This is a genomic window from Novosphingobium sp. 9, from assembly GCF_025340265.1.
Taxonomy (GTDB): Bacteria; Pseudomonadota; Alphaproteobacteria; order Sphingomonadales; family Sphingomonadaceae; genus Novosphingobium.
Map to the genome: position 1 here is coordinate 607970 of NZ_CP022707.1, position 26005 is coordinate 633974.

At 67.2% G+C, this 26005-nt stretch carries 25 protein-coding genes and 1 pseudogene; 18 read left to right on the plus strand and 8 right to left on the minus strand.

From position 1 onward, the window contains the following. Positions 1-86 precede the first annotated feature (86 nt). Positions 87-791 (plus strand): DUF1013 domain-containing protein, encoded by a 705-nt coding sequence (locus CI805_RS03000; RefSeq protein ID WP_260926156.1) that lies wholly within the window; start codon positions 87-89, stop codon positions 789-791. An 83-nt stretch (positions 792-874) separates the two neighbouring features. Here CI805_RS03000 and CI805_RS03005 read toward each other — a convergent pair whose 3' ends face one another. After that, the gene (locus tag CI805_RS03005) at positions 875-1753 is read right to left on the minus strand and encodes a LysR substrate-binding domain-containing protein (protein WP_260926158.1); all 879 of its coding nucleotides are present in this window, start codon (positions 1751-1753) and stop codon (positions 875-877) included. Between the two features lie 108 nt (positions 1754-1861). On the opposite strand from CI805_RS03005, the gene CI805_RS03010 reads away from it, so the two are divergent. After that, entirely contained in the window at positions 1862-2935 is a 1074-nt protein-coding gene (locus CI805_RS03010) for a YeiH family protein (protein WP_260926160.1), read from the plus strand. Positions 2936-3017: 82 nt separating this feature from the next. Here CI805_RS03010 and CI805_RS03015 read toward each other — a convergent pair whose 3' ends face one another. Both CI805_RS03015 and CI805_RS03020 read right to left on the minus strand, forming a co-directional pair. Continuing rightward, positions 3018-3419 (minus strand): polymer-forming cytoskeletal protein, encoded by a 402-nt coding sequence (locus CI805_RS03015; RefSeq protein WP_260926162.1) that lies wholly within the window; start codon positions 3417-3419, stop codon positions 3018-3020. Continuing rightward, the gene (locus CI805_RS03020) at positions 3420-4577 is read right to left on the minus strand and encodes a M23 family metallopeptidase (protein ID WP_260926164.1); all 1158 of its coding nucleotides are present in this window, start codon (positions 4575-4577) and stop codon (positions 3420-3422) included. Positions 4578-4868: 291 nt separating this feature from the next. Between CI805_RS03020 and CI805_RS03025 the strand changes: the two genes are divergently transcribed. The 9 genes from CI805_RS03025 to CI805_RS03065 all read left to right on the plus strand — a co-directional run bounded on the left by CI805_RS03025 (position 4869) and on the right by CI805_RS03065 (position 12755). After that, positions 4869-6158: a glutamate-5-semialdehyde dehydrogenase gene (locus tag CI805_RS03025; RefSeq protein WP_260926166.1), complete on the plus strand. Its 1290-nt coding sequence runs from the start codon at positions 4869-4871 to the stop codon at positions 6156-6158. A 55-nt stretch (positions 6159-6213) separates the two neighbouring features. Further along, entirely contained in the window at positions 6214-6882 is a 669-nt protein-coding gene (locus tag CI805_RS03030; protein ID WP_260927742.1) for a nicotinate-nucleotide adenylyltransferase, read from the plus strand. Between the two features lie 125 nt (positions 6883-7007). Next, entirely contained in the window at positions 7008-7436 is a 429-nt protein-coding gene (gene rsfS / locus CI805_RS03035) for a ribosome silencing factor (RefSeq protein ID WP_260926168.1), read from the plus strand. 152 nt (positions 7437-7588) lie between these two features. Further along, a complete protein-coding gene (locus tag CI805_RS03040) occupies positions 7589-8014 on the plus strand; it encodes a 23S rRNA (pseudouridine(1915)-N(3))-methyltransferase RlmH (protein WP_260926169.1) in 426 nt (141 codons plus the stop codon). A gap of 42 nt (positions 8015-8056) precedes the next feature. After that, entirely contained in the window at positions 8057-9331 is a 1275-nt protein-coding gene (locus CI805_RS03045; RefSeq protein ID WP_260926170.1) for a murein hydrolase activator EnvC family protein, read from the plus strand. Positions 9332-9478: 147 nt separating this feature from the next. Then, complete coding sequence (locus tag CI805_RS03050) at positions 9479-10882, plus strand: S41 family peptidase (protein ID WP_260926172.1); 1404 nt, start codon at positions 9479-9481, stop codon at positions 10880-10882. A gap of 22 nt (positions 10883-10904) precedes the next feature. Continuing rightward, a complete protein-coding gene (locus CI805_RS03055) occupies positions 10905-11396 on the plus strand; it encodes a disulfide bond formation protein B (RefSeq protein ID WP_260926174.1) in 492 nt (163 codons plus the stop codon). A 31-nt stretch (positions 11397-11427) separates the two neighbouring features. Further along, positions 11428-11970 carry a demethoxyubiquinone hydroxylase family protein gene (locus tag CI805_RS03060; protein WP_260927743.1) on the plus strand — a complete coding sequence of 181 codons (543 nt, stop codon included), beginning with the start codon at positions 11428-11430 and terminating at the stop codon, positions 11968-11970. Between the two features lie 164 nt (positions 11971-12134). Beyond that, positions 12135-12755, plus strand: coding sequence for a hypothetical protein (locus CI805_RS03065; RefSeq protein ID WP_260926176.1), 621 nt, complete (start codon positions 12135-12137; stop codon positions 12753-12755). Between the two features lie 95 nt (positions 12756-12850). Here the strand turns inward: CI805_RS03065 and fabI are convergent, their stop codons facing one another. The 3 genes from fabI to CI805_RS03080 all read right to left on the minus strand — a co-directional run bounded on the left by fabI (position 12851) and on the right by CI805_RS03080 (position 15568). Beyond that, positions 12851-13654: an enoyl-ACP reductase FabI gene (gene fabI, locus CI805_RS03070; RefSeq protein ID WP_260926178.1), complete on the minus strand. Its 804-nt coding sequence runs from the start codon at positions 13652-13654 to the stop codon at positions 12851-12853. Next, a complete protein-coding gene (locus tag CI805_RS03075) occupies positions 13632-14522 on the minus strand; it encodes a YihY/virulence factor BrkB family protein (RefSeq protein ID WP_260926179.1) in 891 nt (296 codons plus the stop codon). Before CI805_RS03075 ends, fabI begins: the two co-directional genes overlap by 23 nt. A gap of 98 nt (positions 14523-14620) precedes the next feature. Beyond that, positions 14621-15568, minus strand: a complete 948-nt coding sequence (locus CI805_RS03080) for a DnaJ C-terminal domain-containing protein (RefSeq protein WP_260926180.1) — start codon at positions 15566-15568, stop codon at positions 14621-14623. A gap of 167 nt (positions 15569-15735) precedes the next feature. Between CI805_RS03080 and pdxH the strand changes: the two genes are divergently transcribed. Then, positions 15736-16365 (plus strand): pyridoxamine 5'-phosphate oxidase, encoded by a 630-nt coding sequence (pdxH, locus tag CI805_RS03085; RefSeq protein ID WP_260926181.1) that lies wholly within the window; start codon positions 15736-15738, stop codon positions 16363-16365. Next, positions 16362-17306 (plus strand): cation diffusion facilitator family transporter, encoded by a 945-nt coding sequence (locus tag CI805_RS03090; protein ID WP_260926182.1) that lies wholly within the window; start codon positions 16362-16364, stop codon positions 17304-17306. Before pdxH ends, CI805_RS03090 begins: the two co-directional genes overlap by 4 nt. A 6-nt stretch (positions 17307-17312) precedes the next feature. Here the strand turns inward: CI805_RS03090 and CI805_RS03095 are convergent, their stop codons facing one another. Next, a complete protein-coding gene (locus CI805_RS03095; protein WP_260926183.1) occupies positions 17313-18440 on the minus strand; it encodes a serine hydrolase domain-containing protein in 1128 nt (375 codons plus the stop codon). Between the two features lie 77 nt (positions 18441-18517). On the opposite strand from CI805_RS03095, the gene CI805_RS03100 reads away from it, so the two are divergent. Next, on the plus strand, positions 18518-18874 hold the full coding sequence (locus CI805_RS03100) for a hypothetical protein (RefSeq protein WP_260926184.1): 357 nt from the start codon (positions 18518-18520) through the stop codon (positions 18872-18874). Between the two features lie 3 nt (positions 18875-18877). Here the strand turns inward: CI805_RS03100 and mnmA are convergent, their stop codons facing one another. Beyond that, entirely contained in the window at positions 18878-20059 is a 1182-nt protein-coding gene (gene mnmA / locus CI805_RS03105) for a tRNA 2-thiouridine(34) synthase MnmA (protein ID WP_260926185.1), read from the minus strand. A 241-nt stretch (positions 20060-20300) separates the two neighbouring features. Between mnmA and CI805_RS03110 the strand changes: the two genes are divergently transcribed. From CI805_RS03110 to CI805_RS03125, 4 genes and pseudogenes are all read left to right on the plus strand, one after another. Next, a complete protein-coding gene (locus CI805_RS03110) occupies positions 20301-20630 on the plus strand; it encodes a hypothetical protein (RefSeq protein WP_260926187.1) in 330 nt (109 codons plus the stop codon). Beyond that, on the plus strand, positions 20623-20922 hold the full coding sequence (locus CI805_RS03115; RefSeq protein ID WP_260926188.1) for a DUF1153 domain-containing protein: 300 nt from the start codon (positions 20623-20625) through the stop codon (positions 20920-20922). The genes CI805_RS03110 and CI805_RS03115 overlap by 8 nt, the downstream gene beginning before the upstream one ends. A 337-nt stretch (positions 20923-21259) precedes the next feature. Next, positions 21260-22474, plus strand: coding sequence for an efflux RND transporter periplasmic adaptor subunit (locus tag CI805_RS03120; RefSeq protein WP_260926189.1), 1215 nt, complete (start codon positions 21260-21262; stop codon positions 22472-22474). A gap of 27 nt (positions 22475-22501) precedes the next feature. Continuing rightward, positions 22502-25932 (plus strand): annotated as a pseudogene (locus CI805_RS03125) (efflux RND transporter permease subunit). Positions 25933-26005: the final 73 nt, after the last annotated feature.

Here is a 26005-nt window from a genome sequence, read left to right on the forward strand (position 1 = left end):
GCCCAATGGCGTGAATTCGCCTAAACCGGCCCGGAACGGCCGCTCCGCGAGGGGCGGCCCTTATTGTTTCCGCTGGAGATAAAGACATGAGCCAGCCCGCTCCGCTGATGCCGCACGCGACCGCCGCCTGGCTGGTCGACAACACGGCGCTGTCGTTCGAACAGATCGCAGAGTTCTGCGGTCTGCACATGCTCGAAGTCCAGGCCATGGCCGACGACCTCACCTCGAGCAAGTACACCGGTCGCGATCCGGTGCGCTCGGGCGAACTGACCATGGACGAGATCGAGAAGGGTCAGGCCGATCCTGCGTACAAGCTGCGCATGCACAAGATCCCGGTCACTTCGAACCGCACCAAGGGCCCGCGCTACACGCCGGTCTCGAAGCGTCAGGACAAGCCGGACGGCATTGCCTGGATCCTGCGCAACCACCCTGAGGTTTCGGACGCGCAGGTCGGCAAGCTGATCGGCACCACCCGCAACACCATCGCCGCGATCCGCGACCGTTCGCACTGGAACATCGCGAACATCACGCCCAAGGACCCGGTGACGCTGGGCCTGTGCTCGCAGCGCGAGCTGGACGCGATCGTCGCCAAGGCCGCCAAGAAGGCCGGGATCACCGACGACGGCCAGGGCGATCAGCGCCTGACCGACGACCGTCAGGCCCTGATCGACGAACTGCGTGCCGAGCGTGAGGCCGCCTCGCGCGCGTCGAGCGAAGCCGCGCAGGAAGCCGAAGTCGCCCGCTGGCTCGAAGCCAAGCGCGCTGCCGAGCGGGAAGCCGGCGAAAGCTGAGCTTTTCCGTTACCGGATCAAAGACGCAAGAAGGGGCCTCGCAAGGGCCCCTTTTTCGTATCTGCCGAAGTCTGCGTCAGGCTTCACGCGCGTTCGTCCAGCAGCGCCAGCAGGGCATCGGCGGCGCGGGTGCGATAGCGCTCCTTGTGGCGCAGGCCGTGGAAGGCGCGGGCGGGAAACACGAAAGGCGCGGCATGGAGCGTGCCCGCCGCCAGCGCCGGGGCCACCACAAGGCCGGAAAGCACGGCGATGCCTACGCCTGCCTCCACCGCCGTGCGCACGCTTTCGTTGGAGGGCAGTACCAGCACCGCGTCGCGCGCGTCGGGGTCCAGGCCCTGTTCGCGCAGCGTCTCCTCGAAGCTGGAGCGCGTGCCCGATCCCTGCTCGCGCATGACCCATGGGATGCCGGGGGCGACCAGCGCGGGCAAGGTGGCGTCGGGCGCGAAAGGCGTGGCGCTGACCAGCACCAGCCGGTCCGCACCCAGCACCCAGTGCGCCAGCGCGGGATCGTCCACCTCGCCCTCGACGATGCCAAGGTCGGCAAGCCCTTCGTGGACTTGCGCGGCGGCCTGTTCGGTATTGGCGATGGCAAGTTCCACGGCGATGGCCGGATAGCGCTGGCGGAAGGCGGCGAGCACCGGGGGGAGCCAGTAGGCAGCGATGGTCTGACTGGCGACCAGCCGCAGCCGTCCGCGCGAAAGGCCGCCCAGTTCCTCCAGCATCACTTGCGTCGCCTCGGCCTGCGCCAGCAGTCCGCGCGCTTCGGGGAGGAACAGCTGCCCCGCCTCAGTCAGGGTGATCCCGCGTCCGACGCGGTGAAACAGCTTGACGCCGTGGCGCTCCTCCAGCGCGGCGATGGCCGAGGATACTGCCGACTGCGTGAGGTTCAGTGCCCGCGCGGCGGCGGTCATGTGCTCGCGCTCGGCCACGGCGACGAAGATGCGCAACTGTTCGAGAGTCATGGCGAGACCCTTGCACTATTCATCAAATAAATCGATTAAAATGATATAAATGAAGCGTTGGATAGATGAATGGCGCAGGCGTAGCTGAAGGGGCGAAAGGAATGTCCCATGCGCGCTTTCGCGTCCTCCATCGCTCTCCCCAAGGCCCTTCATGCCCCGATCCTCACGCTTGCGCCTGTTCGCAAGGTGCTGCCGGGGCTCGGGCTCTGCCTTGCGGTCACGCTTGCTGCCTATGCGCTGGGGGGCGTGGAGCGTGCCATGGCGGGCAAGGCCTGGCTGGAGGCGCTGGTGCTGGCGATCGTGCTGGGCACGGCGTTGCGCAGCCTGTGGAACCCGTCCGGGCGCTGGCATGCGGGGATCGCCTTCAGCGCCAAGTATCTGCTGGAGATCGCGGTCGTGCTGCTGGGCCTGTCGGTCAGCGCGGGTACGATCCTGTCGGCAGGCCCGGCGCTGCTGGGCGGGATCGCGGGCGTGGTCGCGCTGGCCATCGCAGTGAGCTTTGCCATCGGGCGCCTGCTCGGCCTGCCGGTCCGCATGGCGCTGCTGATTGCCTGTGGCAACTCGATCTGCGGCAATTCGGCCATCGCCGCCGTCGCCCCGGTGATCGGTGCGGACGGCGAGGAGGTGGCAGGCTCGATCGCCTTTACCGCCGTGCTGGGCGTGGCCGTCGTGCTGGGCCTGCCGGTGCTTGGCCTTGCACTGGGAATGAGCGCGACCGCGTTCGGCGCCTTCGCCGGGCTGACGGTCTACGCCGTGCCGCAGGTGATCGCGGCGACGGCGCCGATGGGCACCGCCGCCATCCATATGGGCACGCTGGTCAAGCTGGTGCGGGTGATGATGCTCGGCCCGGTGTGCCTTACGCTCTCACTGCTGATGCCGCGCAAGATGGAAGAGGCGCAACGCAAAGGGCCTGCCATCGGCCATCTGGTGCCGTGGTTCATCATCGGGTTTCTGCTGCTGGTCGCGGTGCGTTCGGCCGGACTGGTGCCGCAGGCCGTGGTCGCTCCCGCCGGGCATCTGGCGACCGGACTGACGGTGGTGTCGATGGCGGCGCTGGGCCTTGGCGTCGATGTGCGCAGCGTGGCGCGGGCCGGAGGCCGGGCGACCGTGGCCGTGGTCGGCTCGCTCGCCCTGCTGGGCGCGGTGAGTTACGCGCTGCTGATGGTGGTCGGGCTGGTCTGACGCCTGATGTCTGGCGGATAATCCGTAGCGAAGCCGACCGGCTTTCCCCGCCGTCGGCCAGCTTCGCTATAGCTTTGTTACTTTACTGCGCCGCGATCGCCAGCGGCGGCTTCGCCGTGATCGAAGGCGCCAGATCGCCGCCGCTGGGCGACAGGCGACCGTCGATCTGCGCGCCCTGCTCGATGGTGAGCGCGTCGTAATGCACATCGCCGACGATCCGCGCGGTCTTGAGGATCACCACTTCGCGCGCGGTGATCGTGCCCTTGACGGTGCCCGAGATGCGCGCGGTCTTGGCCTTGATGGCGCCGGTGATCTCGCTGCCTTCGCCCTGGACGAGGCCCTGGCAGGTGATGTCGCCCTCGACCCGGCCATCGACGTGAAGGTCGGCAGAGGCGTTGACGTCGCCTTTCACCGAGACGTCGGGGCTGAGGATCGAGAAGGTCGAGGCCATGCCGCTGCGCGGCGCGATGTGGGGACGGGGCATTTAGCGGGTTTCCTGCTGCTGGACGTTGCGGGCGGCCTCCAGGAAAGGCCGGGGATTGACCGGGTTGCCGTTGACCCGGACTTCGAAATGGAGATGCGATCCGGTCGAGCGGCCGGTGCTGCCCATGCGGGCGATCTGCGTACCGGCGTCGACTTTCTCGCCGACATGGGCATCGAAGCCTGAAAGGTGGCCATAGCGCGTCATCAGCCCGTTGCCGTGGCTGACCTCGACACAGTTGCCATAGCCGCTGCGCTGGCCGACGAAAGTGACGGTGCCCTTGGCGGCGGCATAGATCGGCGAGCCCATCGGGCCGGGGAAGTCGAGCCCGGCATGGAAGGCGCTGGCGCCGGTGAACGGGTCCGAACGGTAGCCGTAGCTCGACGAGACATAGGCGACATGCGCCGGCGAGACCTGCGGGATGCTGGCCAGGCCGTTCTCCAGCGAATCCATCCGGGCGAGACTCTTGCCCAGCGCCCTGAAGCGCGGGTCGATGGTGCCATGCGTGCCGGTCGAGAGTAGTTGCAGCGGGCCACCCTCGGCGGCGCGGGCGCGGACCATCATCGCGTTGGGATTGAGGCCGAGGCCACGGATCTGTGCAACGGCGCTCTCGCTGCGGGCGTCGGCATAGCGGGTGAGTCGGTCCACCATCGCGAACTGCTGCGCCTCGATCCGGTCAAGCTGGGCCGACGTGGGCAGGCCGCGCAGCGACAGGACGGCGGCGCTGATCTTGTTCGGGTCGGTTGCGGTAGAGGCTGATGCGGCAGGGGAGGTCTCCAGCGCGGCATCGGTGGCGCCGTCCGAACCGAGATGGGCGTCCATCAGCTGTTCGAGCACCTGCTGGCGGCGGGCGAGGTCTTCGGTGCGGGCTTCCACGCCTTCGCGGTAGCGGGCGAGGCGCGCCTGCTCCTGCGCGACCTGCGCCTCGCGTCCGGCGAGCGCGGTCTGGCGGTCTCCCGCTGCGGCATGGCCCAGCGCCAGCGCGCCGAGCGAGGCAGCCGAACCGCCGACCAGCGCGAATGCGACCGCCGCCGCCGCGATCTGCGTGCGCGAGGACAGTTTCACAAAGCGGATCTGTCCTTGCGACCGCACGATGAACTCGCGGTCGGCAAAGGCATTCCGCAGGCGCTGTTTCAGCACCGCGACATTCGGTAAGTTCAAGACGACCCCGCCACAAAGCCGGAACGGCACGCCCGATCAGAGCGCCGCTTCCGCAAGGCCGCTGCGCTAGCAAAACCGCCGCGCTCTGGCGAATCCGCCCGCCGTAATCTTCCGTAGATTCGGGCCGAGTCGAAATCGGCAGGCGATGAACGGATGCCCGGTGTCGCATGCCCGTTACGTGTGCCGTTGCCCTGTGGTCCTGCGAATCGCCGGAACGCGCGCGAATCTGCCATTTCCGGCCAGTGACAGGGCGGTGACAGGCGCGTACGTCGATGATAGGACACGCAGCCTATGGAACAGGATCTTCAGCTCGCCCCCGTCGCCACGACGGAAACGCCCGAAGCGCTCGTCGCCCGCTTTGCGCGCGATGGCCGCGCGGCGCAGGCCGTGCTCGCCACCTTGAGTGACGAGGCCAAGCGTGCCGCGCTCGTCAGCGCCGCCGCCGCGCTGCGGGCCGCAGAGCCAGCGATCCTCGAAGCCAACGCGCAGGACATCGCCGCGGGCGAGGCCAAAGGGCTGTCGGGCGCGATGCTCGACCGCCTGCGTCTCGACGCCGGGCGCCTTGCCGGGATCGCCGATGCCGTCGATCAGGTGGCGGTGCTCGCCGATCCGGTGGGCGAGGTGATTTCGGCAAGCGAGCGGCCCAACGGCCTCAAGCTGTCGCGCGTGCGTATTCCCATCGGGCTGATCGGGATCATCTACGAAAGCCGCCCCAATGTGACGGCGGATGCGGCGGCGCTGTGCCTGCGCTCGGGCAATGCCGTGCTGCTGCGCGGCGGCAGCGAGGCGCTGCATTCGAACCGCGCGATCCTGTCCGCGATGGTCGCAGGGCTCGAAGCCGCGGGCGTTCCCGGCGCGGCGGTGCAACTGGTGCCCACGCAGGACCGTGCGGTCGTCGGCGCGATGCTGACGGCGGCGGGGCTGATCGACATGATCGTGCCGCGCGGGGGCAAGAGCCTGGTCGCGCGCGTGCAGGCCGATGCCCGCGTGCCGGTGCTCGCCCACCTCGACGGGCTTTGCCATACCTATGTGCACGAGGCCGCCGATCCCGAGATGGCACGCGCGCTGACGCTCAATGCCAAGATGCGTCGCACCGGCATCTGCGGCTCGATGGAGACGCTGCTGCTCGACGCGCGCTTCCCCGAAAGCGCTTCGGTGGTTGCCGGGCTGATCGAGGCGGGCTGCGAAGTGCGCGGCGATGCCCGCGCCCGTGCGCTCGACCCGCGCGTGCTGCCCGCCACCGACGAGGACTGGGATACCGAATATCTCGACGCGGTGCTGTCGGTCGCGGTGGTCGATGGCCTCGATGCCGCGCTTGCGCATATCGCCAAGCACTCCTCGCACCACACCGATGCCATCGTCACGGCGGATGCGGAGGTGGCGGAGCGCTTCCTCAATGCAGTCGACAGCGCGATCGTGATGGTCAATGCCTCCAGCCAGTTCGCCGATGGCGGCGAGTTCGGGCTGGGTGCCGAGATCGGTATCGCCACCGGGCGCCTCCACGCGCGCGGGCCGGTCGCGCTGGAAGGGCTGACCACCTACAAGTGGCAGGTGCGCGGGACCGGGCAGGCGCGCCCGTAAGAACCGGCGCGCCGACGCAAGCCTGGTGACTCTGACCTTCGTGACTCGACCGACCATGATCCGCAGCGGCCCGGTGACCGGGCTGCTGGGCGGCAGCTTCAACCCGGCGCACGGCGGGCACCGGCGCATCACGCTGTTCGCGGCCGAGGCGCTGGCGCTCGACGAGGTGTGGTGGCTGGTATCTCCCGGCAATCCGCTCAAGGCGAAAGAGGGCATGGCGCCGCTGGCGGCACGCTGCGAATCGGCACAGAAGCAGGCCCGTCGCGCGCGGATTCGCGTGACCGCGCTGGAGCGCGAACTGGGCACCCGCTACACGGTCGACACGCTGCGCGCGGTGCTGAAACGCTGGCCGAAACGTCGCTTCGTGTGGCTGATGGGAGCGGACAATCTGGCCCAGTTGCACCGCTGGAAGGACTGGCGAACGCTGGCGCGACTCATGCCGATTGCGGTTGTCGCCCGTCCGGGGTATGATGATGCCGTCGTCGCGAGCCCCGCGATGGCCTGGTTGAGGCGTTTCCGGCGGCCTTTGTCCAGTCTCGAGCGGCCGGAAAGGTGGAGCGCACCGGTACTGGTGACATTGCGGTTCGATCCCGACACGCGGTCGGCCACGGCGATACGCCGGGCAGATCCGGACTGGGCCCGAAAGTCTACGACACGGCTTTCGAGAGGTCGGCAGCTTCGTGACCAGGTCACGCGGCGCCTGATTTCCGGCACTTGGTCGTGATACGAGAAGCAGCCTCTCCCCTCGCCCCCGACAACGACAAGACCCGATCGCGCGCGGTCGTGCGGCAACCCGTCCGGGTTTGCCGCCGAATGTGCCGGTCCCTGAAAGGAGCACACACGACCTAGATGCCACAGGCACAAACCCAGCCGGAATCGACCGGCATTTCTGCCCCGACCGCGAGCCAGACCGGGACCGCGAACCTGCCCACGGTCGAATCCGACGATCCCTTGCTGTCGCTCGTCCTGCGTTCGCTCGACGATGATCAGGCGCAGGAGCTCGTCACGATCGATCTGGGCGGTAAGTCCAGCATCGCCGATTTCATGGTGATCGCCTCGGGCCGTTCGACCCGTCAGGTTGCCGCGATGGCCCAGAAACTGGGTGAGCGCATCAAGCAGGGCGGCTTCGGCCATGCCCGTGTCGAAGGCCTTCCCGCAGCCGACTGGGTGCTGGTCGATGCCGGCGGCGTTGTCGTCCACCTGTTCCGCCCCGAAGTGCGCACGTTCTACAATCTGGAACGTATGTGGGGCTTTGACGGACCCAGCGGCGCCGCCTGATCGCGGCCGATATGTCGGGCGCCTCGGCTGTCATGTCGAGGCGACACATATCAACCGGGCAGGCCTTGTCGGGGCGCTTTCAAGCGATCGAAGGCCTGCGCAAGTCCATGTAGGGCTTGCGCCGGGCGCCGTGCTGGCGCACCGCCTGTCCCATGCTTCTGCACATCATCGCCCGCGGCAAGATCGCCCGTTCGCCCGAAGCCGAACTGCTAGATCGCTATGCCAAGCGCCTGACCTGGCCGTTCCGTCACAGCGAACTGCCCGATGTCGGCGGGCGGATTCCGCCTCCCACCCATACCCCGGTGCGCGAAGTCCTGCTGGACGAGCGCGGCAAGCTGATGAGCAGCGAGGAGTTCGCCGCGCTGCTCGGGCGCTGGCGCGACGAGGGCGTGCGCGAATGCCGCTTCCTGATCGGCGCGGCGGACGGCCATGGCGACGAGGCGCGGGCTGAGGCCGATCACCTCCTGTGCTTCGGGCGCATGACCTGGCCGCACCTGATGGTCCGCGCGATGCTGGCCGAGCAACTCTGGCGCGCCACCGCGATTCTGGCCGGGCATCCGTATCATCGGTCGGGCTGAGAGAGCGTTGGACATTCCTCGCAGCCGATCTAGACAGCGCGTGTGAGCCTTTCTTCGCGCGCCCTCCCATCCCGACGCCTGAACCGTGGCGCGCTGCTTGGCGCGACGCTGCTGGTGGCCGTGGGGGCAGGGATGTTGGCCCGTCCGGGGCAGGGTCAGGGCGACAGCCTTGCCGTGCTCGATCCCGCTGCCGATGCCGCGCAGGCCCGCCGGCAGATGGCGCAGGCCCGGCGCGAGGGCGAGATTGCCCGCCAGCGTGCCGACAAACTCGAAGCGAAAGCGAGAGTGGCAGGCGCGCAGGTCGAGAAGACCGCGCAGGCTGCCGCTGCCGTCGCCGCGCGCATCCAGCAGAACGAGGCCGACATCGCCGCCCGGCAGGCAAGGATCGCGCTGATCTCTGCCGAGCGTGAACGGCTGCGGGCAGACCTTGCGCGCAGGCAGGCGCCGCTGATCCGGCTGACCGGTTCGCTCCAGCGCCTCTCGCGCCGTCCGCCGCTGTTCGCGCTGCTGCGCCCCGGCTCGGTGCGCGATCTCGTCTACATGCGCGCGGTGCTCGATTCGGTGATGCCCGAGGTGGAAGCGCGCACGGCGGACCTGCGTGCCGATATCGCCCGCGCCCGCACGCTGGAGGCCGACGCGCGCGAGGCCAATGCCGATCTTCAGGCGGCGCAGGATGATCTCGGCAAGCGTCGCACCGAACTGGCGGTGCTCGAATCGCGCCAGCGCCTTGCCAGCCGCGCCGCCTCCGGGCTGGCCGCACGCGAGCAGGACCATGCCCTCGCGCTGGGCGAGCAGGCGCGCGATCTTTCCGACCTGATCGACACGATGGGCGCGCAGGGGCGGTTGCGCGCGCAACTGGCGTCGCTTCCCGGCCCGGTCATGAAACCTGCTGACCCGACCCGCACGCAGGCGGTGACGGCGGCGGACTTCACGCCTCCACCGCAAGGGCTCGGCAACTATGTCCTGCCGGTGGCAGGCCGGGTCGTGACCGGCTTTGGCGAGGCGTTGCCGGGACAGCCCGGTGCCAGTGGGCTGACGCTGGAGACCGGCGCGCAGGCGCAGGTGGTGGCACCGGCGGATGGGCGCGTTGCCTACGCCGGGGTCTATCGCGGGTTCGGGCAGATCGTGATCGTCGAGCATGCGGGCGGCTGGACCTCGCTCGTCACCGGCCTTGCCCGGCTCGACGTGGCGGTGGGCGACAGGCTGGTGGCGGGATCGCCGCTGGGCGTTGCCGGGGCCGGGCATCCGCAGGTTACGATCGAGCTGCGCCGCGATTCGGTTCCGGTTAATCCGCTGCTCTATATCCACGCGCCATAACTTGCGCTTTTTACGTGCAGCTTTCGTACCTTCGCCCCCGGCTCTTCGCTGGAAAAGCACGGCGCGGCTCGATAGAGTGACGGCCCTGCGACAATACCGGACGGCGCCTTGCCGACCCGGATCGACTGACGAGAGGCCCCAAGCCCGATGAAGTTCCTGCCCCTGATGCGCGCTACCCTGCTGGTTTCCGCCGTGGCGATGTTGCCTGCGGCCACAGCGGGCCTTGCCGCCGTCGACAGCCAGGTGAACCCGGAATTCGGCAAGCTTTTCGAGATCTACCAGCTGATCAAGGAAAACTACGTCGATCCGGTCGATGACGACAAGCTGGTGAAGGGCGCGATCGACGGCATGATGGCCAGCCTCGATCCGCATTCGGACTATCTCGATGGCGCCGCGCTGGACCGTCTGGAGACGATGATCGACGGCAACTATACCGGCCTTGGCCTTTCCGTGGTCGAGGATGACGGCGTGGTGAAGGTGATCTCGCCGTTCAAGGGCAGCCCGGCGGACAAGGCGGGGATCAAGGCGGGCGATTACATCACCCATATCGACGGCAAGCTCTATTACGAGCAGGACCTCGACGAGGCGGTCGACAAGATGCGCGGGCCTTCGGGCACCACGGTGAAGCTCACCGTCTATCGTCCCGGCCGTCCCGATTCGTTCGACGTCACCGTGACGCGCGGGGTGATCGAGCTGGAGCCGGTCACGTCCGAGCTGAAGGGCGATATCGGCGTCGTCAGCGTCAACGAGTTTTCCAAGAACGTCGGGCGCGATGTCGCCAAGGCGATCACCACGCTGCGCCAGCAGGCCGCGACCAAGGGCACCAAGATGAACGGTCTGGTGCTCGACCTGCGCTCCAACCCCGGTGGTTCGCTGGACGAGGCGGTGGCGCTGTCCGACCTTTTCATCGACCACGGCGTGATCGTCTCGCAGCGCGGACGCCTTGCCAGCGAGAACCAGGTCTATCGCGCCGAGACGGTGTTCAAGGGCGATGCCGTTCCGGGCATGCCGATCATCGTGCTGGTCGATGCGGGCTCGGCCTCGGCGTCCGAGATCGTCGCGGGTGCGCTGCAGGACAGCCACCGCGCGGTGATCATGGGCCAGCGCACTTTCGGCAAGGGCTCGGTCCAGTCGTTCATCCAGCTCGACAAGACCAGCGCGATCAAGATCACCACGGCGCGCTATTACACGCCATCGGGCCACTCGGTGCAGGAAGGCGGCATCGACCCCGACATTGCCGTGCCGCAGTTGACCGATCCCGATGCCCGCGCCCGCAACGAACGCGCGGTGCGCGAATCCGACCTGCGCGGCCACCTGATCAACGAATCGTCGATGGCCGACAAGGAGCTGGAGCAGGACCAGAAGCCCGATCCGCGCTTCAACATCAGCGCCGAGCAGCTCAAGAAGGACGGCATCACCGACTTCCAGCTGCACTACGCGATCGAGACGCTCGACCGCGTGCAGGGCAAGCCCGCCGCGCTTGCCGCGACGGTTCCGCCCAAGCCTGCGGCGGAAAAGCCTGCTGCCAAGACTCCCGCCAAGTCCAACTGATCCCGATCGGAACCCTGCCGCGATGACCGTTGCCGTTTCCCCTTCGCTTCGTCTGGCGCGCATCATCGCGCTGGCGGTTCCCGTCTGCGCGCTGGGTGGCGCCTATATCGGGCAGTACGCCTTCGGGCTGTTCCCGTGCGAGATGTGCTGGTGGCAGCGCTATCCGCATTTCGTGGCGCTGGTGCTGGCGCTGCTGGCGTTCTGGTGGCGCCCGGTACGTCCGCTGGTGGCGGTTGCGGGGCTTGCCTTGCTGGTCACGGGACTGATCGGCGGCTATCATGCCGGGGTCGAGTATCACTGGTGGAAGGGCGTGACCGAATGCACCTCCACCGTGTTTAGCGGCGGTGGCGGCAGTTCGCTCGACGCGGTGCTGTCGGCCCCGCTGATCCGCTGCGACGTGGCGCAGTGGAGCCTGTTCGGGATTTCGCTGGCCGGGTGGAACTTCCTGTTCTCCACCGCCGGTGCGATCGCGATTTTCCTGCTGCTGACGCGGCGCGAGAAGAGGTTTGCCTGAGATGAGCACTGCAAGCATGGGCACTTCAGGCATGACGGCCAGCAGCTATCACAAGCGCCGCGCGGCGCAGCGCTTCTCGCGCATGATCCGCGTCGATCAGGCGGGCGAGTACGGGGCAGTGCGCATCTATGCCGGGCAACTGGCGGTGATGGGATCGCGCGGGCCGCATTCGAACGAGATCGTCCACATGCTGGCGCAGGAAGAGGTCCACAAGGCGCGCTTCGATCAGATGATCGCCGAGCGCGGCGTGCGCCCGACGCTGCTCCAGCCGTTCTGGTCGGTCGCCGGGTTCGCGCTGGGCGCGGTGACGGCACTGATCGGGCCGGAAGGGGCGATGGCCTGCACGGCGGCGGTCGAGACCGAGATCGATAAGCACTATACCCAGCAGATCGAGGAGATCGGCAAGGACGATCCCGAACTGGCCGAGGTGGTCCACAAGTTCCGCGACGAGGAGCGCGAGCACCGCGACGCCGCGCTGGCCGCAGGGGCGGAGAAGGCGCCTGCCTATCCGCTGCTCTATGCGGCGATCCGGCTGGGCTGCAAGGCGGCGATCCGGTTGTCGGAACGCTTCTGATCGCAGGCGGTTATCACAGAAGGCCGGTATCGGGCCGAGGGCTGTATCGAAGTGTGTCCGGAAAGACGCCGCAGCTACCCTTCGCGATCCGGCTGGCCTATATTGAAAAGAGGAAACGGCAGGCCCCACTTCGACCGGCCCGTTTGCCAAGGAGTTCCCGTAAGATGTCCCGCCTCCTGACCGTATCGACTGCCCTGGCCGCCTTCGCGCTGGCGCTTCCGCTCGGCGCCGCGCCGGCCATGGCGCAGCAGCGTACACCCGTGGGCGATGCGGGGCCGGAGGATACCGGCGAGAAGATCAACCAGCTGATCGTCTACGGCAACGATCCGTGCCCGGCCTCGCAGGGCAGCGAGATCACGGTCTGCGCGCGCAAGCCCGAATCGGAGCGCTATCGTATCCCCGAGCCGCTGCGCGGGGTGGACGAGCCGCAGGCCGAGCCGTGGGCCAACAAGGTTGCCGCCTACGAGACGGTTGGCGCGTCGGGCATCAACTCGTGCTCGCCCTCGGGTTCCGGCGGGGCTTCGGGCTGTACCCAGAAGCTGATCGATCAGGCCTATGCCGAGAAGAAGAACGGCTCCGACGTCCAGTTCAGCAAGCTGATCGACGCCGAACGCCAGAAGCGCCTTGCGACCATCGACAAGACGGCGGCTGTCGAACAGAAGCAGGTCGAGAAGGAAGAGGACGCCTACTTCGCGGCCAAGAAGGCGGACAAGAACAAGGACAATGCCGCGGAAGACGCCGCCAAGGCCGACAACGCGACAAGCCCGGATTCGAAGGGTAACTGAGGCGCCGGGCAACTAGCCGCCCAAACGAAAAGGGCCGGGAGTGATCTCCCGGCCCTTTTCGTTTGTCCTGTGTCCGCAAGGACCAGACCCCAGAATCACACCAGCGCGATGTCCGGTGCGTCTTCCTGCTTCATGCCCACGGTGTGATAGCCCGCATCGACGTGATGCACTTCGCCGGTCACGCCCGAGGCGAGGTCGGACAGCAGGTAGAGGCCCGAGCCGCCCACATCGTCGATCGTCGCGTTGCGGCGCAGCGGCGAGTTGTACTCGTTCCACTTCAGGATGTAGCGGAAATCGCCGATGCCGCTGGCCGCCAGCGTCTTGATCGGGCCTGCCGAGATCGCGTTGACGCGGATGTTGCGGGGGCCGAGATCGTTGGCGAGATAGCGCACCGACGCTTCCAGCGCGGCCTTGGCGACGCCCATCACGTTGTAGTGCGGCATGACCTTTTCGGCGCCGTAGTAGGTCAGCGTCAGGATCGAGCCGCCTTCGTTCATCATTTCGGACGCCCGCTTCGTCACGGCGACGAGGCTGTAGGCCGAGATGTTCATGGTCAGCAGGAAGTTGTCCAGGCTGGTGTCCATGTACATGCCGCGCAGCTCGTTCTTGTCCGAGAAGCCGATGGCGTGGACGACGAAGTCGATCGTCTCCCAGCGCTCTTTCAGCGTGGCGAAGGCAGCGTCCAGCGCGTCCATGTTGGACACGTCGCAATCGATCAGGAAATCGCTGCCAAGGCTCTCGGCAAGCGGCTTCACGCGCTTGGCCAGCGCGTCACCCTGATAGGAGAAGGCGAGCTCTGCCCCCTGTTCGTGCAGTTTCCTGGCAATGCCCCAGGCCAGCGACTTGTCGTTCGCCAGGCCCATGATGAGGCCGCGCTTACCCTGCATCAGACCGGTCATTCGTATTTTCCTGTACCTCGTTATCGTGTTCTGCCGCGTGCTTCGCGAAGAGTTCGCGGCCCGAAAGTGTTTCCTGCTCTTCCGGACGCGCGGCGAGGGCGGCGTTGAGTTCCGCGCCCACGACCATCCCTAGTCCGACTAGCCAGAAAAAGAAAAGCGAGATCACCACTCCGGCAAGACTTCCGTACGTGAGATCATAAGCGATGAAATTGCGCAACACTTTGGGCAATATCCAGGCCGCTGCCAACCACCAAAGCGTCACAAAGGTTGCACCCGGCCATTTCGGGTTGCGCCTGCCCTGAAACGCGGAGGGCGTGAGCAGCAGGAAAAGCGTGAAGATCGACGCGAACAGCGCGCCCGCACTGACCACGCGCGAGGCGGCGATCTCGAAATCGAAGGCCTCGGCGCGGGGCAGCAGCACTTCGATCACCTGCTGCACCACCGCGATCAGCACTTGCGAGGACAGCGAGAGCAGCAACAGCAACACCGCCGCAAAGATCACCCCGGTCGAGATCAGGCGATGGCGCCAGAACTTGGCGCCGGGCTTCACGTCATAGGCGCGGTGGAGAATATCGCGCAAAGTCTCGATCAGGCTGGTCGAGGTCCAAAGACCCAGTATACCCCCCACCCAGAGCAGCCAGCCGTGGCGCCCGCTGGCGACGGCCTGTGCCACCGGCCCCAGCGCTTCGGTGACGCGCGGGGGCAGGGCGGTGAGCACGGTCGCGATCGAACGGTCCAGCTGGTGGACCTCGCCCAGTAGCGAGAGCACGGCGGCCAGTACGATGCAGAACGGGAACAGCGCGATGATCGCCATGTAGGCGAAGTTGCCCGCGTGGATGAAACCGTCTTCCCAGGTCCCGGCGATCACCCGGCCCGCCACCGCGAGCAGGGTGCGTCGTCGCCGCCCGGATAATCGCCCGTCGGTTCCAGAGCCTGGCCCAGCGTCCGGCAGAGAGTCGGGCAGGGTCAGACGCCCAGCCGGGCGCGCACGTCGCGGGTGTCCTGCCAGCCTTCGAGGCGCTGGATCAGGTCCGCATCGTGTTCCGGCAGGACGATTTCGAGCGAGATCAGCTGGTCGCCGCGAGAGCCGTCCTTGCGGGTGAAGCCGCGGCCCTTGAGGCGCAGCACCTTGCCCGAGCTGGACCCGGCGGGAACCGAGAGCATCACCGCGCCGGACGCGGTGGGCGCCTTCACCTTGGCGCCGTTCAGCGCCTCGTCGAGCGTCACCGGCAGGTCGAGCCGCAGGTCGTCGCCGTCGCGGCGGAAGGACGCGTGCGTCTGGAGCTGGATCGTGACGATGGCATCGCCGCTGCCGCCGGGGCCGGGCTCACCCTTGCCCGAAAGGCGCATCTGGGTGCCGTCTTCCAGCCCTGCGGGCAGCTTGAGGTCGATGGTCTTGCCATCCGAGAGCGTGATTCGCTGCGGCTTCAGCTCGGCCGCGTCGGTCAGCGGCACGGAAAGGCGATAGGAGACATTGGCGCCGCGCGGAGCCTGTCGACCACCTCCCATACCTCCAAAGCCGCCGCTGCGCCCTCCGCCACCGCCGAACATGCTGCCGAGGATGTCCTCGAAGTCCATGCCGCCGCTCTCGAAGCCGCCGCCACCCATGCCGCCGAACCCGTGCTGGCCGCCAGAACCGCCGCCAAAGCCGCGCCCGCCGCCGAATCCGGCGCCGAAGTCCATGCGCGGATTGCCGTCGGCATCGATTTCGCCCCGGTCGAACTTGGCGCGCTTGTCCTTGTCGGACAGCAGATCGTAGGCGGCGGTCACTTCCGAAAAGCGCTCCGCCGCCTTGGGATTGTCTTTGTTGGCATCGGGGTGCAGCTTCTTGGCGAGCGTGCGATAGGCGGACTTGATGTCCTTCTCGCTCGCGCTGCGGGATACACCGAGGGTGGAATAGGGATCGTTTGCCATGACAGGCGATTAGCTAGGTGCGGTTTGCCTCTGCGGCAAGCACTGCCTGCACCTTGCCACGCACGTAACCTTGCGCCGACTGGATAGAAGCGTAAGGCGAAGGGCGTTCGGGTATGGTCGGCAGGCAGGGCAAGAGCCCCCTTCCGCCAAGCGATGAGGACCAGGAAATGAGCGTTACCGATGCGGACCAGAGCCAGATTCACGAAGTGATCCCGCACGGCGATCCCTTCGCGCTGTTCGATGTCTGGATGGACGAGGCGCGCGCGAGCGAGCCCAACGATTCGAACGCGATGGCGCTGGCGACGGCAACGCCGGACGGTCTGCCCTCGGTCCGCATGGTGCTGCTGAAAGGCCACGGCCCCGACGGCTTCGTGTTCTATACCAATGGCCACAGCCGCAAGGGGGGCGAGATCGCCGCGAACCCGCATGTCGCGCTGCTGTTCCACTGGAAGAGCCTGCGCCGCCAGATCCGCATCGAAGGCGCGCTCTCGCCGGTCAGCGATGCCGAGGCGGATGCCTATTTCCATTCGCGCGCCCGCGATTCGCAGCTGGGCGCGGTCGCTTCCGACCAGTCCGCCCCGCTCGATTCGCGCGAGACCTTCCTCGCCCGCTACGAGGCGGTGCGCGAACGCTTCGGAGAAGGCGAGATCGAGCGGCCGCGTCACTGGACCGGCTATCGCGTCGTCCCGCAGACGATCGAGTTCTGGCACGACCGCGACTTCCGCCTGCATGAGCGTCGCCGCTTCGTGCGGGACGGTGAAGCGGGCGGCTGGACCAGCTCGCTGCTCTATCCGTGAGCGGTACGCCTGCCGATAACGGCGCGCTGAACCGCAGCGCCGCCTTCGCCAGCATCGCGGCGGCGAGCGTGCTGCTGCTGTTCAAGGGGTGGGCGGCGTGGAGCACCGGCTCCACGGCGATGCTGGGTAGTCTCGCCGATACCGGGCTGGACCTGATCGCCAGCGTGGCGACACTGGCAGGCGTGTGGATCGCAGCGCAGCCTGCCGATCACAACCACCGCTTCGGGCACGGCAAGGCCGAGGCGATCGCGGCGATGTTCCAGATCGTGCTGATCTCGCTCTCCGCCTTCGCGATTGCCGCGCGAGCGCTGGAGCAGTTCGCGCAAGGCAGCGACACGCAAGGGGCGCAAGGCGGCATCGCGGTGTCGGTGATCGCGATCGTCGTCACCTTTGCGCTGCTGGCCTGGCAGCAATATGTGATCCGCCGCACCGCCAGCGTCGCGATCCGTACCGACAACATGCATTACCAGTCGGACCTGCTGCTCAATATCGCGGTGATCGGGGCGCTGGTGCTGGATCAGTACGCCGGGTTCGCGCTGGCCGATCCGCTGTTCGGCCTCGGCATCGCGGCGTGGCTGGCGTGGGGCGCGTGGAGCGCCTCGACCGAAGTGCTCGAACAGCTGATGGACCATGAATGGCCCGAGGATAAGAAGCAGCGCTTCCTCGAAGTGCTGGCCGCCAATGCCGATGTCTCGGGCGTCCACGATCTGCGCACGCGCACCTCGGGCAACCGTGACTTCGTGCAGTTCCATATCTGGGTCGATCCGCAGATGACCGTGCGCGAGGCGCACAAGGTGATGGACGCCATCGAGGATCGCCTTCACGCCGAATTTCCCGATCTGGAAATTCTGATCCATCCCGACCCGGAAGGTCTGGTCGATGAAGTGGGCGATGCCGGGAAGGACGTCCTCCCGCCGATCCGGGTCAGTCCGGAAGCCTGATTCGAATCAGTTCGACGGGAATAGGGCGATCAGGTCGCCCAGCCGGTCGTGCAGGGCCTGCGCCTTGTCCGGGCCGGTCTCGCCGAGGCGCACGACGGTGAGCAACTGGTCGGGCGAGCCGATCACGTACTGGCCATATTCGCCCACACAGCCGAACAGGTTCATCGAGACCTTGCCGGGAAACAGCGGCGAGGAGCCGTCGCTGCCCGCTCGATTGAGCCACACGCCCGCGCCGTAGCCGGGATTGGCGGGCGAGGGCAGGAGCATGAACTCCACCCAGCGGCGCGGCAGCACTTGTGCGCCCTGTACGGAGCCGGTGTGGCGCAGGAACTCGGCAAGGTCCGCCCAGTCACGCGCGGTGGCGTGGATCATCCCGGCGCCGACCATGGTTCCCGCGCGGTCGTAGCCGACCACAGTGGAGCCCATGCCGATCGGTTCGAGCACGCGGGCGCGCAGATAGTCGTTCACCGCGCGGCGGCGGCTGTCGGGGTCGGGGTGCTCGGCCAGCACGCGCGCGGCAAGGTCGGCGAGAATCACCGAGGTTGCGGAGGACGGCTTGAAGCGTTTGCCGACCGGCGCGACCAGCGGCTGCGCCTCGGCATAGGCGGCCATATCGTCACGCCCGTCGAGGAACAGCATGCGGAAACGGTCGGAATGCCGCTCGGGCACGGCAGTTTCAGAATGGCGCAGGCCCGAGCGCATCTGGAGCAGCTGGCGCAAGGTGATCTCGCCGCGCGGATCGCCGGTGCGCTGCCAGTCAGGGATAGGCGGCGATTCGTCGGCGCGCAGGCGACCGTCGCTGATCAGCTGGCCGATCATCAGTGCAGTGACGCACTGCCCGGCGGACCAGCCGGGCAGGCGGGTTTTCGCATCGATGCCGCTGGCGTAGCGCTCGGCGATCACTTCGCCGCGCTTCATCACCACCAGCGCATCGGTGTGGCCGACGGCGCCATCATCGAACAGCGCGTCGATCGCCCGGCCAAGCGCGGCGTGCGGGGCGCCCCCGTTGCCCTTGAGCGCGGCTTCGGCTTCGGCACTGGGCGGCGGCGGCCCGGCATCGCCGCTCTGTCCACAGGCGGCAAGGCTTGGCAGCAAGGCAAGGCACAGGATAAGGGGAGGGCGGCGCACCGGCATGACGCGAGGTGTGATGTGCGAGGTGCGCTCAGATGGCAACAGGCGAGACTTACCGGACCGGGGATAGCCCGCCGACCATGGCGCTTCCTCCCCGCCGCCAGCCTTCACGGTGGAAGCGCAACACGGCGATCCTGCTGGTGCTGGCGCTGGTCTTCGCCTTCCTGCTCGCACGCGGTTCGCTGCGCGACGATGCCATCGCGGCGACGGCCTTCGGAGCGCGCACCGGCTGCGTGTGCCGCTATGTCTCGGGGCGCGAGCTGTCGGACTGCAAGGGCGATCTCAAGGCTGCGAACCTTGGCCCGGTGGCCGCATTCGTGTGGCTTTCCGCCGATGATGGCGCCTCCAGCGTGATGGCGCGGGTGCCGTTCCTCGCTTCCCAGCGCGCGACCTTCGCGCCGGATCGCGGCTGCCAGCTGGAGGCCTGGGAAGAGTAACGGTTAAAGCTCGACCGCCTCGGTCGAATCGATCCAGCCGCCGCCGACCACGCGCTCGCCTGCATAGAGCACCGCGGCCTGCCCCGGTGCGACGCCGTATTCAGGCTCGGCAAAGCGAATCGTCGTGGCTGCGCCATCGCCTAGTGGCCCGTCGAGGGTGATCGGCACCGGGCGTGCCATCGAGCGGACCTTGGCAGTCAGCGCAACGCCTGCGGGCAAAGGCCCGATGCGGTTGGTCTCGACGATCCGCGCGGCGGCGACTCCCAGCAGGCGACGCGGGCCGACCAGCACGCGGCGAGTCGCGGCCTCGATCCCTGTGACATAGAGCGGCTCTGCCTGTCCGCCCACTTCCAGCCCGCGGCGCTGGCCGACGGTGTAGTGGATGATGCCGCGATGGGTGCCCAGCACCTCGCCGCTTTGCGCATGGACGATCTCGCCCGGCGCATCGCCTTCGGGACGGACCGAGCGCACGATCTTGGCATAGTCGCCATCGGGCACGAAGCAGATGTCCTGGCTGTCGGGCTTGTCGGCATTGCGCAGGCCCGCCGCAGAGGCGAGTCGGCGCGTCTCGGTCTTGGGCAGGCCGCCCAGCGGGAAGCGCAGGAAATCGAGTTGCGCTTCGGTGGTGCCGTAAAGGAAGTAGCTCTGGTCGCGCGTGGTATCGACGGCGCGGTGCAGTTCCGAGCCTGCCGGGCCGATCTCGCGGCGCACGTAGTGGCCAGTGGCGAGGCAGTCGGCCCCCAGATCGCGCGCCATCGCCAGCAGGTCGGTGAATTTCGGCCCCATGTTGCAGCGGATGCAGGGGATCGGCGTGCGCCCGTTCAGGTAATCGTCGGCGAATCGCTCGACCACCTCTTCGCGAAAGCTGCTTTCGTGATCGAAGACATAGTGGGCGATGCCGAGCCGGTCGGCCACGGCGCGGGCATCGCGGATATCGTCGCCCGCACAGCACGCGCCTTTGCGGCCGGTCGCCGCGCCGTAGTCGTAGAGCTGGAGCGTGATGCCGATCGTCTCGGCGCCGGTGGCGGCGGCCATCGCCGCGACAACCGAACTGTCGACGCCGCCCGACATCGCCACGACGATGCGGCGTGCGCTGAGCGGCCCCTCCAGCTGGAACAGCGAGGCGGGGTCGATACCGTCGAGCAGGGCGGCGGCGGTGAGATCGGGCGTCTGGGTCGTGGTCATGGCAATAGGTGTCCTTGTGCGCCCCATACAGCCTTGCCGGGTCTTTTCCTACCTCCGCTCTCCTAAGGGCTATCCCGCAGGCTATTTACCGAGGAACAGGCCCATGAAATTACATGGTTAATGTAGAATCGCCTGACCCCCTGTCACTCACCGCAAAGAGGGGGCAACTTGTCGAATGGTCGGAAAACTTATTGCGGGTCTTTACCTCCTCTTGAGGAAGCGGGGCGTAAAGGCAGTGATCATGAAGATCGCCTTTGACCATGAGGCCCGACACCAGGGCCATCCGGCGGACGCGATGACGCCGGAAGCCGGGCCTTTCGAATGGATTGGCCTGCGTGCCCGGTTGTTCGTCCCGCACGAGATCCGGACCGTTCTGAACGTGCATCACGCGCGCGCACTGGCGCGTCTGCAGGGCAGCTTCGAGCCGCATGCCGCCCATGCGATCTCTGCTTATGGTGAAGACTCAATGTCCGTTAACCTAAATGCTTCAAGCAATGGCAAGTCCGGGGTATCCACAAGTGACCTAGGCGCCGTCCCCCCATGTCCGGCGCACGAGGGTAAAGATGATTGAGAACCAGAAGATCCGTCCCGCGCAGGTGATCGGCCCCCTGGGGGAGCCGCTGACGATCGACAGCCTGCCGCCGGCCGATACCACCCGCTGGGTGGTCCGTCGCAAGGCGGAAGTCGTGGCAGCCGTCAACGGCGGGCTGCTGACCATCGATGAAGTGTGCGAACGCTATCAACTGACGCTGGAGGAGTTCGCCTCGTGGCAGCGTGCGGTCGATCGTTCCGGAATGCCGGGCCTGCGCGTCACCCGCATCCAGCACTATCGCGATCTCTACGAGCGCCAGCAGAAGTTCTGATCGCACTGGCCGCGCCTGCTTCGGCAGGGTCATGCCATTGAGTCGAAAGGCCCGCCATCCGTGCGGGCCTTTCGCGTTTTCGCGCCCCTATTCGCCGCGCTACCCCGTTAAAATTCGTACACTTCGCGGCATCGACGAACGACATTCGTCGATGCCGGTCGGGCCTGCGACGGACGCGCGTTGCCTCGCTGTCGCGCGCGGTTTATGTCTCTGCGTTGAAATAAAGGGCGAAGCGGGGGATGCGTGCGGCGGTTCGCGCGCGAGGCTCGCCCTTGTGCCGCGTCCGTTTGCCCGAACCCTGTTCGGATGAGCGTCAGGCGGCTCATGGCGGTGGCACATGAACTACGACGGCAAGATCGCGACGACGGGGGACTTTGTGGCGGCAGATCAGCTGCAGGACGAATCGGACGTGCCAATGCACCGGCCACGCTCGCAGCGCTGGTGGTGGATCGGCGCTGCCGTTCTGCTGGTGCTCGTCGGTGGCGGACTCTGGGCGATGATGCACCATGCTGCGACCCCGGCCGCAGGCGCCGCGAATGCGGCACAGACGCCGGTCGTCTCGGTGGTCGAACCGGGGCGCACGTCCGTTGCCGGAGCCATTCAGGCAACCGGGTCGCTGGGCGCGCGCCGCGAAATGCCGGTGGGATCGGTGGGCGAGGGCGGACAGGTCCGCGCCGTGCTCGTCGATGCCGGAGACTGGGTGAAGCAGGGGCAGGTGCTGGCGGTGATCGACCGTTCGGTGCAGAGCCAGCAGGTCGCCAGCCAGTCTGCCCAGGTACAGGTGGCGCAGGCCGATGCGCGAATCGCTCAGTCCAATCTCGACCGCGCTCTCAAGCTCGTGGATCGCGGCTTCATCTCCAAGGCCGACGTCGATCAGCTGACGGCGACTCGCGATGCCGCGTCTGCGCGCGTGAAGGTCGCCTCGGCCACGCTGGGCCAGTTGCAGGCACAGACCGCGCGCCTCAACATCGTCGCGCCCGCCGCAGGGCTGGTGCTGCGCCGTCAGGTGGAGCCGGGTCAGGTCGTTTCGGGCGGTTCGGGCGTACTGTTCTCGATCGCCAAGGATGGCCAGCTGGAAATGCTCGCCAATCTGGACGAGGCCGATCTTGCCAAGGTGGCGGTGGGCGTGCCTGCGGACGTGACGCCTGCGGGTGCCCCGCGCAGCTATCATGGCGAGGTCTGGCAGGTCTCGCCGGTGATTGACCCGAACAGCCGGCAGGGGCAGGCGCGAATCGCGCTGACCTATGCGCCGGGTCTGCGTCCGGGCGGTTTCGCGACGGCGGTGATCAACGGCGGCAACCTGTCCGCGCCCCTGTTGCCCGAAAGCGCGATCCAGAACGATGACAAGGGCTCGTTCGTCTACATCGTCGATGGGCAGGACAAGGTGCAGCGCCGGGCGATCCGTACCGGACTCGTGACCGCACAGGGCATCACCATCACGCAAGGGCTGAACGGCACCGAGAAGGTGGTGCTGCGCGCGGGCGGGTTCCTCAATCCGGGGGACAAGGTACGCCCCAAATCGGTGCGCGACGATACGCGCCCCGGCGCCTGATCCGATCTAAGACAGGAAAGCGACGCCATGGGTCTGCGCAACATCTCCGCCTGGTCGATCCGCAATCCGATCGTCCCCATCGTCCTGTTCCTGGGCCTGATGATCGCCGGGGTCATCGCGTTCAACCGGATGGACGTGAACAACATGCCGGACATCTCGTTTCCGGGCGTGGTGGTCGTCGTATCGCAGCCGGGCGCCGCGCCGACCGAGATCGAGACGCAGATCACCCAGAAGGTCGAAGGCGCGGCGCGCTCAATCAGCGGCGTGGAGGAAATCGAATCGACCGCCTCGGAAGGCGTGTCGCAAACCTTCGTGCGCTTTGCCATCGGCACCGATCCCGACGTCGCGACCAATCAGGTCAAGAACGCGGTCGATCAGGTTCGCGGCAGCCTGCCCGACGGGATTCTCGAACCGCAGGTGACGAAAGTGGAGGCGGGCGGCAACGGCAGCCTCGCGATTTATGCGGTCAGCGCCGATGACATGACGATGGAGCAGCTTAGCTGGTTCATCGACGATACGATCTCGCGCCGCCTGCTGGCGATTGAGGGCATGGCCGCCGTCACCCGCAGCGGCGGTGTGGACCGCGAGATCCGCGTCGTCGTCGATCCCGAGCGGATGGCCGCGCTGGGCGTCACCGCGCAGGACGTCAATGCGGTGCTGCGCTCGGTCAATACCGACGCGGCGGGCGGTCAGGCGGAAATCGCCGGTTCGCGCCAGTCGGTGCGCGTGCTCGGCAATGCCCATAGCGCCTACGACCTGTCGCAGTTGCGGATCAACGTGGGCGGTGGTCGTTCGGTGCGCCTGGCCGACATCGCCCGCGTCTATGACGGCTATTCCGAGCGGACTCGCATCGCCCGCGTCCATGGGCGCGAAGTGGTGACGTTCGGATTCGAGCGCGCGATCGGCGCCTCCGACGTGTCGGTCTACGATGCGGCGGAAAAGCAGCTGGCCGAAATCCGTAAGGAAAACCCAGGTATCCACATCACCCAGCTGTTCTCGCAGGTTCAGTACACCAAGGGGCAGTACGACAGCTCGATGGAGGCGCTGGTCGAAGGTGCGGCGCTGGCGATCGTGATCGTGTTCCTTTTCCTGCGCGACTGGCGCGCGACGGTGATTTCGGCCATCGCCATCCCGCTTTCGGCGATCCCCACGTTCTGGTTCATGGAACTGATGGGCTTTACGCTCAACTTCCTCTCGCTGCTGGCGCTCAGCCTCGTTGCGGGCGTGCTGGTGGACGATGCCATCGTCGAGATCGAGAACATCGTGCGCCACATGCGCATGGGCAAGAGCGCCTATCAGGCCTCGATCGATGCGGCGGACGAGATCGGCCTGGCCGTGGTCGCCACCACCTTCTCGATCGTCGCGGTGTTCCTGCCGGTCGGCCTGATGCCGGGTATCTCGGGCCAGTTCTTCAAGGCTTTCGGGCTGACCGTGGTGGTCGCCGTGCTGATGAGCCTTGCCGTCGCACGCATGATCACGCCGATGGTCGCGGCGTACTTCCTGAAATCCCATGGCCATGCCGAACATGGCGGCGGTCGGGTGATGACGCTCTATGCGCGCCTGCTCGAATGGACGCTCGATACGCGCGCCTCGCGCCGGATGAAGGCGGGGCTGGCGAAAGTGCGCGGTCGCGCGCCCTATCTGGCCGGGGCCTTCGTGTTCGGCCTGCTCGGCTGGGCAGGCATGGTGATGGGCTCGATGCAGGCGGCGCAGAAGGTCGCGGCGGCGGGCGGCGATGCCCCGGCGCTGGGTATGGGGACGCTTGTCATCGGCCTGCTGGTCGGCGGCATCGCGGGCTTCCTGGTCGGCCTGCTGCTGACCGTGCTCGTGGGCGCGCTGCTGGCAAAGATCGCAGGCACGCATGAGGGCTGGCGCGGCTGGTCGCGCTATCAGACGGGCGCATCGGCGCGCGCCTGCTCGACCATCGCATCTGGATGTTCGGCATCAGCGCGCTCGCGCTGGCGATCACCGTGGCGATGTTCGCGGTCCTGCCGCAGCAGTTCCAGCCCAACACCAACAACGACACCAGTCAGGTCACGATCCAGATGGTGCCCGGCACCACGATCGAGCAGACCGACAAGGTGGCGACGCGCGTTGCCGCGCTGCTGGACAAACAGCCCGAAGTGCTACGCGCGATGTCCGCCTCGAAGGAAGGCAACGCCTCGATCTATGTCGCGCTCAAGCCCGCGAGCGAGCGCAAGGCGACGAGCACCGATTTCGAGCGGCGCATGACCCCGCAGCTTCAGGATATTCCCGATGCGCGGGTGACGTTCGAGAGCCAGTCTGGCGGATCGGGTAGCGGGCGTGACATCTCGGTCATGCTGTCGGGAAGCGATCCTGCGCTGCTCCAGAAGACCGCGCAGACGCTGGCGCAGCAGATGGCGGGAATCAAGGGCGTGGTCGCGCCGCGTATCGCCGCCGATCTGCAACGCCCCGAACTGGTGATCGTGCCCCGGCTCGATCTGGCGGCGCAACTGGGCGTCACCACCGCCTCGCTCAGCCAGACGATCCGTATCGCGACGATGGGCGAGATCGACCAGAACGCGGCCAAGTTCTCGCTGTCGGACCGTCAGGTGCCGATCCGCGTGATCATGCCGCGTGCGGCGCGCCGCGACCTGTCCTCTATCGAGAACCTGCCGGTGCCCACCGCGCTGGGTGGCTCGGTGCCCTTGAGCCGCGTCGCCGAGTTCCGCTTCGGCGCCGGACCGACCGAGATCGAGCGCTACAACCAGTCGCGCCGCATCTTCGTGGGCGCCGATCTCGGGCAGGGCATGGTCAAGGGCCCGATCATGGAGAAGATCCAGAACCTGCCGATCATGAAGGCGCTTCCCGCCGGCGTGTCGAACGCGCCCATCGGCGAGGACAAGTGGCAGAACGAGATGATCCAGAACTTCATCATCGCGGTGGTCAGCGGCATCCTGCTGGTCTTCGCGGTGCTGGTGCTGCTCTATGGTCGCTTCGTCTCGCCGCTGGTGAACATGAGCTCGCTGCTGCTGGCCCCGCTGGGTGGCCTGCTGGCGCTGGCCATCGCCGGGGAGCCGGTGTCGATGCCGGTCTATATCGGCATCCTGATGCTGCTGGGCATCGTCGCCAAGAACTCGATCCTGCTGATCGACTTCGCGATCGAGGAGATGGCGAGCGGGGTGCCCAAGCACATCGCCATCGTCGATGCCGGGCGCAAGCGCGCACAGCCCATCGTCATGACCACCGTGGCGATGACCGCAGGGATGGTGCCCACCGCGCTCTCGCTCAGCGGCGATGGCGCCTGGCGCGCGCCGATGGGCGTAACGGTGATCGGCGGCCTGATCCTCTCCACCTTGCTGACATTGCTCATCGTGCCCGCAGCCTTTAGCCTGGCCGACGGTTTCGAGAAGCGGGTCGGCCCCAAGCTGCGTCGCAGGCTGCTCACCTTCGAGCCGCATCACGCGGGGCATCAGGGCGCGCTTCCCGCCGAATGATCAGCAAGGCACGAGGAGCGAGTATTTGCCGCAAGATGCGGGCCTGCATGAGGCAAGACTGAACCGGGGTACA

Bases quoted from the DNA above. Each gene is read 5' to 3' on its own strand.
- CI805_RS03000 (WP_260926156.1), top strand. From the start codon at position 87: ATGAGCCAGCCCGCTCCGCTGATGCCGCACGCGACCGCCGCCTGGCTG.
- CI805_RS03005 (WP_260926158.1), bottom strand. From the start codon at position 1,753: ATGACTCTCGAACAGTTGCGCATCTTCGTCGCCGTGGCCGAGCGCGAG.
- mnmA (WP_260926185.1), bottom strand. From the start codon at position 20,059: ATGACCACGACCCAGACGCCCGATCTCACCGCCGCCGCCCTGCTCGAC.
- CI805_RS03100 (WP_260926184.1), top strand. From the start codon at position 18,518: ATGGCGCTTCCTCCCCGCCGCCAGCCTTCACGGTGGAAGCGCAACACG.
- CI805_RS03065 (WP_260926176.1), top strand. From the start codon at position 12,135: ATGTCCCGCCTCCTGACCGTATCGACTGCCCTGGCCGCCTTCGCGCTG.
- CI805_RS03060 (WP_260927743.1), top strand. From the start codon at position 11,428: ATGACGGCCAGCAGCTATCACAAGCGCCGCGCGGCGCAGCGCTTCTCG.
- CI805_RS03095 (WP_260926183.1), bottom strand. From the start codon at position 18,440: ATGCCGGTGCGCCGCCCTCCCCTTATCCTGTGCCTTGCCTTGCTGCCA.
- CI805_RS03110 (WP_260926187.1), top strand. From the start codon at position 20,301: ATGAAGATCGCCTTTGACCATGAGGCCCGACACCAGGGCCATCCGGCG.
- CI805_RS03040 (WP_260926169.1), top strand. From the start codon at position 7,589: ATGCTTCTGCACATCATCGCCCGCGGCAAGATCGCCCGTTCGCCCGAA.
- CI805_RS03055 (WP_260926174.1), top strand. From the start codon at position 10,905: ATGACCGTTGCCGTTTCCCCTTCGCTTCGTCTGGCGCGCATCATCGCG.
- rsfS (WP_260926168.1), top strand. From the start codon at position 7,008: ATGCCACAGGCACAAACCCAGCCGGAATCGACCGGCATTTCTGCCCCG.
- CI805_RS03120 (WP_260926189.1), top strand. From the start codon at position 21,260: ATGAACTACGACGGCAAGATCGCGACGACGGGGGACTTTGTGGCGGCA.
- CI805_RS03030 (WP_260927742.1), top strand. From the start codon at position 6,214: ATGATCCGCAGCGGCCCGGTGACCGGGCTGCTGGGCGGCAGCTTCAAC.
- CI805_RS03050 (WP_260926172.1), top strand. From the start codon at position 9,479: ATGAAGTTCCTGCCCCTGATGCGCGCTACCCTGCTGGTTTCCGCCGTG.
- fabI (WP_260926178.1), bottom strand. From the start codon at position 13,654: ATGACCGGTCTGATGCAGGGTAAGCGCGGCCTCATCATGGGCCTGGCG.
- pdxH (WP_260926181.1), top strand. From the start codon at position 15,736: ATGAGCGTTACCGATGCGGACCAGAGCCAGATTCACGAAGTGATCCCG.
- CI805_RS03115 (WP_260926188.1), top strand. From the start codon at position 20,623: ATGATTGAGAACCAGAAGATCCGTCCCGCGCAGGTGATCGGCCCCCTG.
- CI805_RS03025 (WP_260926166.1), top strand. From the start codon at position 4,869: ATGGAACAGGATCTTCAGCTCGCCCCCGTCGCCACGACGGAAACGCCC.
- CI805_RS03080 (WP_260926180.1), bottom strand. From the start codon at position 15,568: ATGGCAAACGATCCCTATTCCACCCTCGGTGTATCCCGCAGCGCGAGC.
- CI805_RS03010 (WP_260926160.1), top strand. From the start codon at position 1,862: ATGCGCGCTTTCGCGTCCTCCATCGCTCTCCCCAAGGCCCTTCATGCC.
- CI805_RS03015 (WP_260926162.1), bottom strand. From the start codon at position 3,419: ATGCCCCGTCCCCACATCGCGCCGCGCAGCGGCATGGCCTCGACCTTC.